We start from the raw sequence: 13,946 nt of genomic DNA on the forward strand, positions 1-13,946 counted from the left end.
TCGTTACTCAGGCAACTCGCCGTGCTGCAGCGATAAACTTGGCGATCAAGTCCTGGTCCTTGACGCCACGACTGGACTCGACCCCACTGGATACATCGACAGCCCACGGCTTTACTGCCGAGATTGCTGCGCCCACATTGCCTGGCGTCAATCCGCCAGACAGTATCAACGGCAAGGACAGATTGTTCGGCAGCAAGCCCCAGTCAAACTGTTCGCCTGTGCCGCCAGGAGCTGTTGGCGAGTAGGCGTCGCACAGTAAACCACGCGCATCGGCGTAGCGATCCGACAATTCTACCAAATCAAGGCCAGGTTTTACCCTTATTGCTTTGATATAGGGTCGACCAAAGGCCCGGCAATACTCTGGCGGCTCATCGCCATGGAATTGGAGCAGGTCGAGCGGCAGGGTGCGCAACACGCCTTCGACCAGTGCCGGGTCTGCATCCACGAATAATCCAACGGTGCTGACAAAGGGGGGCAGCGCCGCCACGATCTCATGCGCGGTATTGATCGAGACATTTCGCGGGCTGGCTTCGTAGAAGACCAGGCCGATAGCGTCGGCACCCAGCGCCGCGGTCATCCGCGCGGTGGCGACATCACGCAAGCCACAGATTTTGATTCGAGGGGTCATGGGCAGGATCACGGAATCAAGTGAATTCGGTACGGATCAATCAAGGCCAGGGGCATCACCCAGACTGTACTGGCAGGGGCTGGCGCAGGAACAATCCGGCAATGTGCTGTCTTTGTCAGCAATTGGCACGCAATTTCCGACTTATGCGAAGGGCCAAGGGTCAGAGCAGATAGTGGCGGAAGGCTGGCTCGCTGGCAATGCCAAACTCCGCGGGATAGCTTACGCCTGCGAAATAGAGACCATCGGGCATGAAGGTGGGTGGGGCGATGGTGCGATCGCGAGCTTGCAGCAAGGCATCCATCCACTGCGGTTCTGCCGCACCCCGGCCGATATGAATCAGCGCGCCCATCAGGTTGCGCACCATGTGGTGTAAAAACCCACCGGCCGATACGTCCATCCGGATCAGGCCGCCCTCCCCCTGGATTTCAAGCTTGTTCAGCGTCTTGACCGGGCTTTTGGCCTGACATTCCGAGGAACGAAAGCTGGAGAAGTCATGCTCGCCCAGCAGACAGATGGCGGCTTGCTGCATGTGTGCGAGATTCAAGGGGGCGTGATGCCAGCCTATCCGGCCTGCCAGCAAGGCTGGCCGCACGGGATGGTTCAGCAGCAGATAACGGTAATGGCGCGCCGTGGCCGAAAAACGGGCATGGAAGTGTTCTTCGACCTGCTTGGCCCACAGTACGGCAATGCCTTCCGGGAGAAAGCCATTCACGCCGCGAACCCATGCCGTGAGGGGGCGTACGGCATCCGTATCGAAATGGGCAACCTGCTGGCTGCCATGCACACCGGCATCCGTCCGGCCGGCTGCGTGCAGCCTGACCGTGTGCCCTGCCATGCGGCCGATGGCCTGCTCCAGCGCATCCTGGACGCTTTTGCCGTTCGGCTGCGCCTGCCAGCCACAAAATGCCCGGCCGTCATATTCCAGTCCGATTGCGATACGCATCCAGCAAGACCCTTTAAGCAAAAAAATAGCGTGGGCCGCATTGTGCGGCCCACGCTATTTTACCGTCAGATTAACGCTTACAGCTGTGCCAGCAATGATTCTGCGGTGGACTTCTGCTCTGCGCTACCTTCGCTGAGTGCTTCCTGCAGGATTTCCCGTGCACCTTCCTTGTCGCCCATGTCGATATAGGCGCGAGCAAGGTCGATCTTGGTGGTTACCGGGTCATCCAGTTCTGCACCGAAATCCACGACGTCGGACCCGCTTGCTGCTTCGGGTGCGATGTCGAGATCCAGGCTGACATCATCTAGGTCCAGCGGTGTTTCGCTGGCGGAGTGCGATGCTGCGTTGTCGGCAACGTCGAAGTTGAAATCAAGATCAGAGGCCAGATCCGGGGTGTCCAGTTCGGCCAGCGAAGTGTCCGCCGTCGGCAGGGTCAGCTCCGGAATCTTGAAGTCATCATCGGCACCCAGATCCAGCGCCGCTGCTGCAGGTGCGGGATCGGAAGGCAGGTCGAGCGGGATATCGAGCGACAGGATGCCATCGTCCGAGCCGGTACTTGCCGGTGCCGGTGTTTCTGCGGCTGGCAGGTCCAGGTTGAAGTCACCCAGGTCGAAATCCACATTCTCTTCCAGCGGGGCCGGCGGCTCATCCGGCATGCCGGGGGCAGACAGATCCAACTCTGAACCATGTTCCAGTTCAGCTGCGGCAGGCTTGGATTCGGGGGCGGCGTCGAAGCCCAGGTCAAAATCCAGTGCGTTGCCACCCTCGGCTTCCGGCGTGGCCTTGTCGGCGTCCAACTGGAAGTCAAGTTCAGCATCTGCTGGTGCATCTTCCAGCAACGGGCTGTCAAAACGGGCGGTGTCACCCAGTGCACCCAGGGTGCCGGCTGCCATCACCATTGTTTTATCCAGCGCACCCGTGTCTACCGGGGCCTGCTGCTGGTAGAGGCTGTTTTGCGGATCAAGCGCCCGGCCCATTTCGGCGGCTTGCGCCCAAAGAGGCCCTTGGCCTTGCGTGCCCGCATACAGTTCCTGCGCGGTCGATTCGAATGCCGAGGCGTTCTTGCGGCCGCTGTAGATTTCCAGCAGTTTCAGGCGTACTTCCTGACGGGCACCATCACGTGCCAGCGCATCCTTGAGGATTTCCTCTGCCTGGGCGTCACGGCCATAGGCCATGTACACCTCGGCTTCGGCGATCGGATCGACTTCGTCGGTATCGATCGTCCCCAGCCCTGCCCGACTGAAGTCGGTCAGAAAGGAGTTTTCCGTCACGCCGGTGCTGATGACGGCACCGCCGGTATTGCCGACCATGGTGTTGGACTTGAGGTCCGAACCCGTGATCACGCTATCCTCGAAGCTGCCCTTCTTGCGACGGCGAGTCATGAAGAAGGCGCCGCCACCGAGCAGCAGGACTGCCGCGCCGCCGGCCAGAACCAGGGGGTTCTCGAGCAAGGACGGTTCGGGTTCCGGTTCCGGAGCGATGATGGGTGGCCGCTTCTTGGGCTTCGGTGGCGGGGCCGCCGGCGTCTCTGGTGCCTTCACCTCTGCCTGGGCAGGGGCTGGTGCTTCAGTGGCGGGCTTGGTTTCTGCCGCCGGAGCCGGAGCTGGAGCTGGTTCGGGTTTTGGCTCGGGCTTGGGTTCCGGCTTCGGCTCGGGCTTGGGTGCCTCTACCGGCTTGGCTGCCTTGGCGGCATCGGCCTGCTTCTGCAGGTCGGCGCCTTGCTTGTTCTTCAGTGCCAGCAAGTCTTCCAGCTTCTTGTTGGTCTTCTCAAGGTCGGCAACGCGCTGGCTGGACTCAGCCAAAGCCTTCTTGCGGGCAGCGGACTCCTCTTCCAGGGTCTGGACGCGCTCTTTGAGCTTGCCATCCTCGCCCTTGGATAGCTTGAGGGTGTCCTTGGCTACCGGCTCCTGTGCCTTGGCCTTGTCTTCGACCTTGGCAGTGATCTTGCCGCTGCCGGCCTTGGTCTCGGCCGAGGAGGCTCCGACATTGTCGGCCAACTTGGCACGGTAGGCACGCCAGTCTTCAGCCTGAACCTTGATTTCCTGATTTGCCGCGGCACGGTCGACGCTGGTCAGCGTCTCCTTGCTGGGTATGCTCAGGATCTGGCCGCGCTTGAGCCGGTTCATGTTATTGCCAGCGAAAGCATCCTGATTGGCGCGATAGAGGCCAACCAGCATCTGTTCGAGGCTGACACCTTCCACCATATTCAAGTGCGCCACGCCTGCAAGGGTGTCGCCAGACTTCACGGTGTAGGTCTGATCCCCTGCTGGCTTGGCCTCAGGCTTTTTTGCGGCGCTGGCCTCCGGTGACTTGACCGGTTCAGGTTTCGCCTGAGCAACCGGCTTGCTGGCCGGTGCCTGCTGGGCTGCGATCGGCTGGGGTGCAGCAGGTCTCGCTGCGACGGGGGCCGTTGCAGCGCTGCCTGGTGCATACCCTACCGGGTCGAGCAAAGCGGTGTATTCACGCAACACCCGACCGCCGTCCCACTTCAATTCGACCAGAAAGTCGAGGAAGGGCTCGTTGACCGACTGTGCCGAATTGATCGAGATGAAATACTGTCCGTTTGCACGCTTGTCGAGATCAAAGCGCAACCCTAGCGAAACCGGCGGGTATTCAACCTGCGCTTCGCGAAATGCTGCGGGTGCAGCCAAGGCTGCTTTGAGCGACTCGACTTCGGCAGCCTGGACGGCTACGAGATCGATTTCCGCACGCAGTGGTTGCCCCAATCCGGACAGGACATTTAAACGGCCCAAGCCAGCCGAATGGGCGACTAGCGGCATCGCTGCCATGGCCACAGCCATGACGGTGGCTTTGAGTTTTGATTTGATTCGCACGGCTCCCACCTTTTTTGCGGAGTCAAAATTCCGACAAATAAATTAACATCATGGGGTTAGGCACGCAAGCTAACGTGCAATCTGAGTTTAGACAGCAATATCCATAAATAAAAAGAACAAAATTTGCCGCTTTAATTTCAAAGGGATACATGACATTGGCGTGAAAGCGCCTTCGGTCAGTCCTGCGCCGTCGGCACAACAACCGAGTGCGTTGGTACCCGATCCCGCTGCCAATTCTCCATCGACCACGCCCATATATCGGTCAACGAGGCCCTCAATAATGTCGTCGGCGGCATTTGCCCCAGCCTGTCCAGCACTCCCCACAGTTCCTCGACAGCCTCGTTTGCGTTTAGCGCTTCGGCATGAGTCTGCTTACTCAGCTTTTCACCTGCGGTATTCACCAATACCGGTAGGTGTGTGTAATTAGCTGCCGGATAACCCAGGCAGGATTGCAAATAGATTTGCCGGGGAGTGGAATCAAGCAGATCGGCGCCGCGAACAATATGGCTAATTTCCTGCTCGGCGTCGTCAACCACTACCGCCAGTTGGTATGCAAAATAGCCGTCCGCCCGTAATAGCACAAAATCCCCCACATCGCGCCGCAGGTCCTGCTGTTGCAGCCCTTGTATTGCGTCGATGAAAGAGATCGGGGTGTCGGTATCCGCCCGAAGCCGCCACGCTCGGGGTGTTTTGCCCGGAGCAAGACCGTGACGGCAGGTGCCTGAATAAACCGGGCCATCTATTCCCCTGGTGCTGGAATCGGCAATTTCCTTACGTGTGCATGCGCAACCATAGGCCAGACCACGTTCGCGCAAAGTGTCGAGAGCCGATTGATAAAGCGCCAGCCGCCTGCTCTGGTAAACGACGGGCCCATCCCATTCAAAGCCGAAGGCCTCCAGAGTGCGCAATATGCCATCGGCAGCACCCGGCATTTCACGTGGCGGGTCGAGATCTTCCATGCGTAGCAGCCACTGCCCCCCCCGCGTTCTTGCCTCCAGATAGCTGCCTGTCGCGGCGAGTAGCGAGCCTGCATGCAGGGGGCCGGTAGGACTGGGGGCGAAGCGGCCGCGATAGCGGTTCTGTGTGGCGACGGGATCTGGCATGCGGAGAAAGTAGTTTGGATGATGACTATTTGGCAGGCCGGGGGGCGGCCGTCGGCAAAGATTCTGTCGTGGCTCACCGATATTCGTCCGCCCTTCAGAACCTGACCGCATTTGGAAATAACCATGCTATGCGAGGGGTCGCGAGCGGTTCTGCTACAATCGCTAACAATTTCAGTGCCGCAATGATGAAGGATTGAGCGTTATGACTTACGTGGTGACCGATGCCTGCGTGAAGTGCAAATATACCGACTGCGTGGATGTCTGTCCGGTTGACTGCTTTCGCGAAGGCCCCAACTTCCTGGTGATTGACCCGGATGAGTGCATTGATTGCACGCTGTGCGTCGCCGAGTGTCCGGTCGAGGCAATCTATGCCGAGGATGATGTGCCGGCCGATCAGCAGATCTATATCCAGCTGAATGCCGATCTGTCCAAGAGTGCCAAATGGACGCCTATCGTCGAAAAAAAGGATCCGCTGCCCGATCACGACCAGTGGGCCAGCGTCAAGAACAAGCTTCAGCACCTGGACAAGAACGGCGCCTAGGCCGAGTTCAAACTGGTGTTTCCGTATGATCCAGCGCCTGCCGGCAATAGTTGGCAGGCGCTTTTTTCATCTGACTCGCCACTTTTTACGGCGGGGGTAGTCGAATCGGACTCGGCGTTACAATCATAAAATCACTTCCGGGAGGAAACCCGCATCATGCAATACCCGCGTTTGAAGGCGTGCGCCATCGCAACCTCGCTGGCGCTCATGGCGACCTGCGGTGCGGCGAAGGCCAAGCCTGCCACCAAGCCCCTGCCGCCCGCCCCCATTCAGGTGGCGGCGCCCCAGGCTGTCCTGAGTGCAGGGCCAAGTGCTGCGGGTATCAGCGAATTCCGTCTGCCTAACGGTCTGCGCATCCTGCTGGCGCCAGACCAGACGGAACCTGCGACCAGCGTACTGGTAGCCTATGGTGTGGGCAGCCGAGACGAAGTGCCTGGTGAATATGGCATGGCGCATATCCTGGAGCATATGCTTTTCAAGGGCAGCAAGCGTTTCGGCGATGACCGGCCGGAGTATCAGCGCCGCGGTATCAACTGGAATGCCTTCACCACGGTGGATAACACGGTCTACAGCAATAATTTCGTTAGTAACGACGAGACGCTGGCATGGTTGCTGGCGCACGAAGCTGACCGCATGATGGCTGCCAATCTGCAGGCGGATGCCTTGGCCACGGAGATGACGGTGGTGCGCAACGAATGGGAGCGCGGCGAGAACAACAGCAGCCAGATGCTCAATCAGCGCATGTTGGCTGCGGCCTATACGGCCCACCCCTATCATCACAGCACCATTGGTTATCGTAGCGATATCGAGAATGTCGATATTGATCGCCTGCGCAGCTTCTACCGCCGTTTCTATCGCCCTGACAACGCGACACTGACCCTGTCCGGCAAGTTTGATGTCGAGGCGGTGAAGCAGGTGATCGTCCGTGAATTTGGCTCGTTGCCAAGGCCTGCAACGCCCCTGGTGCGTAACCTTCGCGTGGAACCGGTCCAGGACGGACAGCGGGTGGTGGAGCTGCGCCGCCCCGGGGACGCGGAGCATGTGCGCATTGCCTACCGTATACCCGGCTGCGATCATCCCGATGTATTGGCGCTACGCAATCTGGCCGCCTTGCTGGGCAACAGCCGCAATGGTCGCCTGCAGAAAGTGCTGGTCGAGAACCGGCTGGCCGTCAGCCAGTCCGTATCGGTCCAGTGCATGGAGCAGGACGGCATTCTGGTTGCAGCGGCGACGGTGCCCAAGGGTGGGGACATGGCCAAGCTTGAGCGTAACCTGATCGATCAGCTCGAGGGGTTGGACAAGGCCCCTTTCCAGGAAAGCGACTTCGAGTCGATCCGGCTTGGCACGCTCACGGCCGTTAAACAGGTGCGCAACAAGATCAGCGCCCTGGCCGGTTCCGCCACGATGCTGGCCAACCATACTGATTGGCGCTATGCGCTTTATTACCTGGATCAGGCTGAGAAGATCAGTCTCCCGGAAGTCAACCAGATTGGGCCCCGCTACTTCAAACCCTCCGCCCGCATTGTCGGCCGCTTCATCCCTGTTGCCACGCCGGATCGGGTCGAGGTGCCGGCGGTTCCCGATACGGCAGCGCTGGTCAAGGACTACCAGCGTGATGCGATAGAAAGTGGCGAGGTGATAGCGGCAACGGCGGCGGCGGTTGAGGCGCGTACGATACGTGGGCAACTGGCGAACGGACTCAGGTACGCCCTGTTGCCGAAGAAGACCAAGGGGGGCGAGATCATCGGCGTGATGCGGGTGCGCTTTGGTACGCCCGAACAGCGTCGGCAGAATCGCATGCCGGGGGATTTTGCTGGTGACCTGCTGAACAAGGGTACGGAAAAGCTCGACAAGCTGGCGCTGGAAAACGCCTTCAACAAGCTTGATACCTCGGCTAGCTTCAATTCTGGCGCCGGTGGCGTACAGATCAGCTTCAAGGGGCGGCATGACCAGATAGTCGATGCCGTGGGGTTGTTCAGCGAGGTGGTGAAGCATCCACGGTTCGACCCCGTCGAGTTTGAACTGGTCAAGCGGCGCTGGCTCGATTCGCTCGGGCGCGACAAGGCGCCGGAGCCGGAGTTGCTGGCCAACTCGCGTCTTACCCAGCATTTCGATATCGGACTGCCGCTCGACAGCGTATTGCGCAGTACAACGCGCAAGGAGCGTTTCCAGTCGGTGTTCGACACTACGCTCGATATGACCCGTCGCTTCCATGCGGACTATTACGGCGGCAGCGAGGGCGAGATCGTTCTGGTGGGGGACTTTGATGCAGCGGTGGTGCAAAAGGCGCTGGAAGACGGTTTTGGCAAGTGGACCGGCAAGAAGGCCTATGCCCGCGCTGCCGACCCTTACCGGGAGATCACACCTACCCGTTTCGTGACCGAAACACCGGATCAGAAGAATGCGATCTATCAGGCGCAGGCCTATATACCCATTGCCTACAGCCCGCACGACGATATGGTCCTGACCATGGCCAACCAGTTGCTAGGCCGTGGACCGCAGTCGCGGCTCTGGTTGCGGGTCCGGGAGAAAGATGGCCTGACTTATGGCATAGGCAGCAGCCTGTCGTTTGATCGTTACGACGAGTATGCGACCTGGTCGGTCTCGGCGACGTTCGCGCCGGTGAATCGTGCCAGGATCGAGGCTGCGATCCGGGAGGAGATCGACCGTGCACGCAAGGACGGATTTACTGCCGAGGAGTTTGAGCGTGAGCGGGAGGGCCTGCTGCGTAGCTATCGGCAAACATTGGGATTCGATAGCGCCCGATTGGGCCTGCTGGCGAACTCCCTGCGCTACGACGAGCCGCTGAGCAAGGTGGAGGCCGAGATTCGTGATCTTGAAAGCTTGACCGTCGATGAGGTCAACGCTGCGTTCAGGCAGCACTTTGATCCCAGCAAACTGAGTGTTTCCATCGCAGGGGACTTTGCCAAGGTAGAAGGCCAGCCTGTCGGCGATGATCCCAAGAAGATCGAACTCTATTGAATGCGGTACGCGTAGCCGCCAGGCTGTCGCACCCAATGAAAACGCCGACCACTGGGTCGGCGTTTTCATGCGTGGCCCTTGCTATTCCCGCTTGAGCAACCGCCACAAGGTGGTCCGACTGATGCCCAGGCGTTGGGCTGCCAACTGTCGGTCACCATTGCATGCCGACAGTACTGTCCAGGCCTGTTGACGGCGGGTCTCTTCATGCGAGGCCGGCATCGGGGCGGGCTCGCCGCCGACGGCCGTTTCGCCCAATTCGGGAGCCAGCGCGCGTATTTCGGCGCGGCCGAGCGGGTCGCCGCTGGCGGCATAGGTTGCGCAGCGTTCAATGAGGTTCTGCAGCTCCCGCACATTGCCGGGCCATTGGTAGTGACCTGCTTCGGCCAATAAGGTATGGGCGAGCTGGTCGGCCGGCAGCAAGCAGGCTGCCCTGCGCAATGCTTCCTGGGCGAGCGATTCTGCGATCAGGCGAATATCCTCTCCCCTGTCGGCCAGCCTGGGTAGCTCCAGCGTCAGGATAGCCAGCCGGTAATACAGATCCATGCGGAAGGTACGGTCGGCGACAGCTTGCCGCAGGGCGGCATGGGTGGCCGCTACCACCCTGACATCCACGGGAATCGGTTCCGCGCCGCCCAGGCGGATGACTTCCCTCTCCTGCAGTACTCGAAGCAGGCGTGTCTGCAGTGGCAGCGGCATGTCACCGATTTCATCCAGGAAGAGCGTACCGCGATCGGCCAGTTCTATCAGCCCCGGCTTGCCGCCACGCCGCGAGCCGGTGAAGGCGCCTTCCTCGTAACCGAACAGCTCCGACTCCAGCAGTTGCTCTGGAAATGCCGCGCAGTTCAATGCCACAAAGGGGCCGCTGGCCCGACGGGATGCCCGGTGTATACCCTGGGCAAACAGTTCCTTGCCGGTGCCGGACTCCCCGAGTATCAGTACCGATGCTTCGCTGCCGGCGTAACGCTCGGCCAGCGTGCGGGCCGCCATGATCGCCGGGGATTGACCCAATACATCGGATAGCCGATACCGGGCCCGGAACTGGTTGCGTTGCGCGGCGGATCGCAATTTACGATCCGCTCTTTCGATGGCAGTGGCTTCCTGCAGTGTCAGGACAGCGCCGACCTGTTGTCCGGCCTCCAACAATGGAAGTTGCTGTGTCACGAGCGTTCGTCCGCCGACCACAACGACTTCATCCCGGCGTGCTTCACCATTCTTCAAGACGGCATCGAGGCTCAGGGCGGGTGCCAGCTCTGCCCAGCGCCGCCCCTGGGCCCAACTCTGGGCTACCCCGATCAGGCGCGCCAGTGCGGGATTGATGCTTTCCACGCGGCCGTCCCTGCCGACGGCGACTACGCCCTCGCTGAGGCTTTCGACCAGGACGTCCAGGCGTTCGCGTTTGGTTTCTTCCAGCCGAGCCATGCGGACCAGTTCCAGTGCACTGTCCAGTGCGTGGGATACCGCCTCGGGCGAGTACAGCAGCACGCTTGGCAGGCCGGCCTCCCGTGACCATTGAACAACCTGGCTGGAGCCGATGACGACGGTAGGCGTGGAGGTTGCCAGTTCGCGCAACCATTGCTGGGCTTCTTCGTCGGTCTGGTAGCGGCGATGCTGGACCGGCACATTGAGCAGTGGCGTGAGGTGCTGAAATGTCTGGCTCAGGCCTTGCCGGCTCAGCAAGACCACGGTACGCGCGAGTTGCTGGGCTTCTGCCAGCGCATACAGTATGTCGAAACCGCTGACTGCGATGCTCGCGACGGGCAGGGGCAAGCTGTTACGAAGCAGTTCTGCCCCCCTGCCCGCTGCGACGACGGCATCGATCTCCCCGTGCTGGGCCATGGCGCGGAGGCTCTCCAGTGCGTCGGCGGCGGGTTTTTCGATCAGACCGATGACGCACAGGTCCGCATACTTGGGTAGCAGGCTGCGTATACGTTCGGCCAGCGCCCGGGTGGCGACGACCGCAATCTGCGGCAAAGAAGGGCGAAGCATGTTTGGCATCCAGTCATCTTCAATCTGGATATTGTTTCAGATTTGAAACGATTGAATGAAACATATTTCACCATTGAAACGCGAGTAAAGCCTGGGCTGGTCTATCCTCTTTTGCACAGGTCACTGATTTACCTGGGGAACCGGACCGGGATGAGGCTGTTCCGGCTGCCCTGGCAAGGGTTTTGCAATATCGCCCCCACGATCACAGGAGACAGAACATGACGCTATCCTCCCCCGGCTCGCGATTCCGCCAGTTGGCCAAGACAGAAAAGCCATTGCAGGTTGTTGGTGCCATCAATGCCTATGCGGCCTTGTTGGCCGAACATAGCGGTCACAAGGCGCTCTATGTATCCGGAGGCGGTGTGGCCGCCAGCTCCTGTGGCATACCTGACCTGGGCATTACCACGCTGGAAGACGTGCTGATCGACGTACGGCGCATTACAGATCGAACCGATCTGCCGGTACTGGTCGATATCGATACCGGCTGGGGGGGCGCCTTCAATATCGCCCGCACCGTCCGGGAGATGATACGGGCGGGCGCTGCCGCCGTTCATATCGAGGACCAGGTGCTGGCGAAGCGTTGCGGCCACCGTCCAGGCAAGGCCATTGTGACGGCAGACGAGATGGTTGACCGGATTAAGGCTGCCGTCGATGCGCGCACGGACCCGGACTTCGTGATCATGGCCCGTACCGATGCGCTGGCGGTAGAAGGTTTGCAAGCCGCGATCGACCGCGCTTGCCGCTGCGTGGAAGCCGGCGCCGATATGGTGTTTCCTGAGGCGATGGAGAGCCTCGAGATGTACCAGGCGTTTGTCGATGCGGTGAAGGTGCCGGTATTGGCCAACATCACGGAATTTGGCAAGACGCCCCTGTTCACCCGGGATGAGCTGGCGAGCGTGGGCGTAAGCCTGATGCTGTACCCGCTGTCGGCCTTCCGTGCCATGAGCAAGGCCGCCTTGAATGTGTACGGCCATATCGCGGCGGAAGGTACACAGAAGAACGTGCTCGATACCATGCAGACCCGCATGGAACTCTATGACCATCTCGGCTACCACGTCTACGAACAAAAGCTGGATGCGCTGTTTGCCGCTGAAGGCAAGGCCTGACATGTCGTTGGAGCTTCGGAGCCAACGATTGATCTTGCGCGACTGGCGGGACAGCGACTTGCCGGCCTGGGTGGCGATGAATGCCGATCCTGCCGTACGCCGCTATTTCCCCAGTGTCCTTGACGAAGCGCAGGCGCTGGGAGAAGCCGAACGGATCAGGGCACATGGCGAGCGCGAGGGCTTTACCTTCTGGGCGCTTGAAATTCCGGGCGTTGCAGAATTCGCCGGCTTTGTCGGGCTCCTGCGCACGAGCTTCGAGGCACATTTCACGCCCTGCGTGGAGATAGGCTGGCGCTTGGCTCCAGCCTGCTGGGGCAAGGGCTATGCCACCGAGGCGGCCAGGCTGGCGCTCGATTACGGTTTTGGCGCCTTGCAACTCGACGAGATTGTCGCACTGGCTGTCATGGACAACCTGCCCTCGCATGCGGTGATGGAACGTATCGGCATGGTGCGCAATGTCGCCGACGACTTTGATCATCCGCGAATTCCCGAGGGGCATCCGCTGCGGCGCAGCTTGCTGTACCGGATTCAGCGGCAGCAATGGCTGTCCAGGCAGGCGGCATCCCCCTCATCCTGACCTGATATGCGAGTTAGACGACCCTCAGTGGTCGGTACCACCAAACCAAGGAGACAACGACATGACAGAACCTCAAGCTGTACTGCCCAAGCCGAAAAAATCGGTGGCACTCTCCGGTGTTGCCGCGGGCAATACCGCCCTGTGTACTGTCGGCCGAACCGGCAATGACCTGCATTATCGTGGCTACGACATTCTTGATGTGGCCGACGCCTGCGAGTTTGAAGAGATCGCCTACCTGCTGGTACACGGCAAGCTGCCCAATGGTGCGGAGCTGACGGGTTACAAGCAGAAGCTGAAGTCCCTGCGTGGCCTGCCGCATGCCGTGAAGTCGGTGCTGGAAAGCCTGCCCGCCAGTGCCCATCCCATGGATGTCATGCGCAGTGCGGTTTCTGCGCTGGGCTGCACGTTGCCGGAAAAGGATGATCACAATATTGCCGGAGCCCGCGATATTGCCGACAAGCTCATGGCCAGTCTGGGCTCCATGCTGCTGTACTGGTACCACTACAGCCATAACGGCAAGCGTATCGAGGTCGAAACCGATGATGACAGCATCGGCGGGCATTTCCTGCATCTGCTGCATGGCGAGAAGCCATCCGACAGTTGGGTGAAGGCCATGCACACCTCGCTGGTCCTGTACGCCGAGCATGAATTCAATGCCTCGACCTTTACCGCGCGCGTGATTGCCGGTACCGGATCGGACATGCATTCCGCCATTACCGGTGCCATCGGTGCGCTACGTGGCCCGAAGCATGGCGGTGCCAACGAAGTGGCGTTCGAGATTCAAAAGCGCTATGACTCGCCGGACGATGCCGAAGCGGACATCCGGGCCCGGGTCGAACGCAAGGAAGTCGTGATCGGCTTCGGCCATCCGGTCTACACCGTGAGCGACCCACGCAATGTCGTGATCAAGGAAGTCGCGCGCAAGCTCTCGACCGAAGCCGGCAATACCAAGATGTTCGACATTGCCGATCGCCTGGAGAGCGTGATGTGGGATATCAAGAAGATGTTCCCCAATCTCGACTGGTTCTCTGCCGTCAGCTACCACATGATGGGTGTCCCGACCGCCATGTTCACGCCTCTGTTCGTGATCTCGCGCACCAGCGGCTGGGCCGCTCACGTGATCGAGCAACGGATAGACGGCAAGATCATTCGCCCTAGCGCCAACTACACCGGCCCGGAAGACTTGACCTTCGTGCCGCTGGTCGAACGCAAGTAATCCCGGCTTCATCGGCGGGTGGATCTGTCC

At 60.3% G+C, this 13,946-nt stretch carries 10 protein-coding genes; 5 read left to right on the plus strand and 5 right to left on the minus strand.

Features of this window, described 5'->3' with window-relative positions:
• Window positions 1-7: 7 nt before the first annotated feature.
• From ACYVHK_RS06625 to gluQRS, 4 genes are all read right to left on the minus strand, one after another.
• Complete coding sequence (locus tag ACYVHK_RS06625; RefSeq protein ID WP_460534024.1) at window positions 8-628, minus strand: phosphoribosylanthranilate isomerase; 621 nt, start codon at window positions 626-628, stop codon at window positions 8-10.
• A 160-nt stretch (window positions 629-788) separates the two neighbouring features.
• The gene (truA, locus tag ACYVHK_RS06630) at window positions 789-1,571 is read right to left on the minus strand and encodes a tRNA pseudouridine synthase A (RefSeq protein ID WP_460528888.1); all 783 of its coding nucleotides are present in this window, start codon (window positions 1,569-1,571) and stop codon (window positions 789-791) included.
• A 77-nt stretch (window positions 1,572-1,648) separates the two neighbouring features.
• Entirely contained in the window at window positions 1,649-4,405 is a 2,757-nt protein-coding gene (locus ACYVHK_RS06635; RefSeq protein WP_460528890.1) for a FimV/HubP family polar landmark protein, read from the minus strand.
• A 176-nt stretch (window positions 4,406-4,581) separates the two neighbouring features.
• Entirely contained in the window at window positions 4,582-5,508 is a 927-nt protein-coding gene (gene gluQRS, locus ACYVHK_RS06640; RefSeq protein WP_460528891.1) for a glutamyl-Q tRNA(Asp) synthetase, read from the minus strand.
• Window positions 5,509-5,710: 202 nt separating this feature from the next.
• Between gluQRS and fdxA the strand changes: the two genes are divergently transcribed.
• Both fdxA and ACYVHK_RS06650 read left to right on the plus strand, forming a co-directional pair.
• Window positions 5,711-6,049 (plus strand): ferredoxin family protein, encoded by a 339-nt coding sequence (gene fdxA, locus ACYVHK_RS06645; RefSeq protein ID WP_460528893.1) that lies wholly within the window; start codon window positions 5,711-5,713, stop codon window positions 6,047-6,049.
• Window positions 6,050-6,205: 156 nt separating this feature from the next.
• Window positions 6,206-9,031, plus strand: a complete 2,826-nt coding sequence (locus tag ACYVHK_RS06650) for a M16 family metallopeptidase (protein WP_460528895.1) — start codon at window positions 6,206-6,208, stop codon at window positions 9,029-9,031.
• A gap of 81 nt (window positions 9,032-9,112) precedes the next feature.
• Here ACYVHK_RS06650 and prpR read toward each other — a convergent pair whose 3' ends face one another.
• The gene (prpR, locus tag ACYVHK_RS06655; RefSeq protein ID WP_460528897.1) at window positions 9,113-11,017 is read right to left on the minus strand and encodes a propionate catabolism operon regulatory protein PrpR; all 1,905 of its coding nucleotides are present in this window, start codon (window positions 11,015-11,017) and stop codon (window positions 9,113-9,115) included.
• 218 nt (window positions 11,018-11,235) lie between these two features.
• On the opposite strand from prpR, the gene prpB reads away from it, so the two are divergent.
• From prpB to prpC, 3 genes are all read left to right on the plus strand, one after another.
• Entirely contained in the window at window positions 11,236-12,123 is an 888-nt protein-coding gene (gene prpB, locus ACYVHK_RS06660; RefSeq protein WP_460528899.1) for a methylisocitrate lyase, read from the plus strand.
• Window position 12,124: 1 nt separating this feature from the next.
• Window positions 12,125-12,700 carry a GNAT family N-acetyltransferase gene (locus ACYVHK_RS06665; protein ID WP_460528901.1) on the plus strand — a complete coding sequence of 192 codons (576 nt, stop codon included), beginning with the start codon at window positions 12,125-12,127 and terminating at the stop codon, window positions 12,698-12,700.
• Window positions 12,701-12,761: 61 nt separating this feature from the next.
• Window positions 12,762-13,916, plus strand: a complete 1,155-nt coding sequence (prpC, locus tag ACYVHK_RS06670; RefSeq protein WP_460528903.1) for a 2-methylcitrate synthase — start codon at window positions 12,762-12,764, stop codon at window positions 13,914-13,916.
• Window positions 13,917-13,946 lie beyond the last annotated feature (30 nt).

Source organism: Chitinimonas naiadis (genome assembly GCF_054780835.1).

Bases quoted from the DNA above. Each gene is read 5' to 3' on its own strand.
- truA (WP_460528888.1), bottom strand. From the start codon at position 1,571: ATGCGTATCGCAATCGGACTGGAATATGACGGCCGGGCATTTTGTGGC.
- prpC (WP_460528903.1), top strand. From the start codon at position 12,762: ATGACAGAACCTCAAGCTGTACTGCCCAAGCCGAAAAAATCGGTGGCA.
- gluQRS (WP_460528891.1), bottom strand. From the start codon at position 5,508: ATGCCAGATCCCGTCGCCACACAGAACCGCTATCGCGGCCGCTTCGCC.
- prpR (WP_460528897.1), bottom strand. From the start codon at position 11,017: ATGCTTCGCCCTTCTTTGCCGCAGATTGCGGTCGTCGCCACCCGGGCG.
- fdxA (WP_460528893.1), top strand. From the start codon at position 5,711: ATGACTTACGTGGTGACCGATGCCTGCGTGAAGTGCAAATATACCGAC.
- prpB (WP_460528899.1), top strand. From the start codon at position 11,236: ATGACGCTATCCTCCCCCGGCTCGCGATTCCGCCAGTTGGCCAAGACA.
- ACYVHK_RS06650 (WP_460528895.1), top strand. From the start codon at position 6,206: ATGCAATACCCGCGTTTGAAGGCGTGCGCCATCGCAACCTCGCTGGCG.
- ACYVHK_RS06625 (WP_460534024.1), bottom strand. From the start codon at position 628: ATGACCCCTCGAATCAAAATCTGTGGCTTGCGTGATGTCGCCACCGCG.
- ACYVHK_RS06665 (WP_460528901.1), top strand. From the start codon at position 12,125: ATGTCGTTGGAGCTTCGGAGCCAACGATTGATCTTGCGCGACTGGCGG.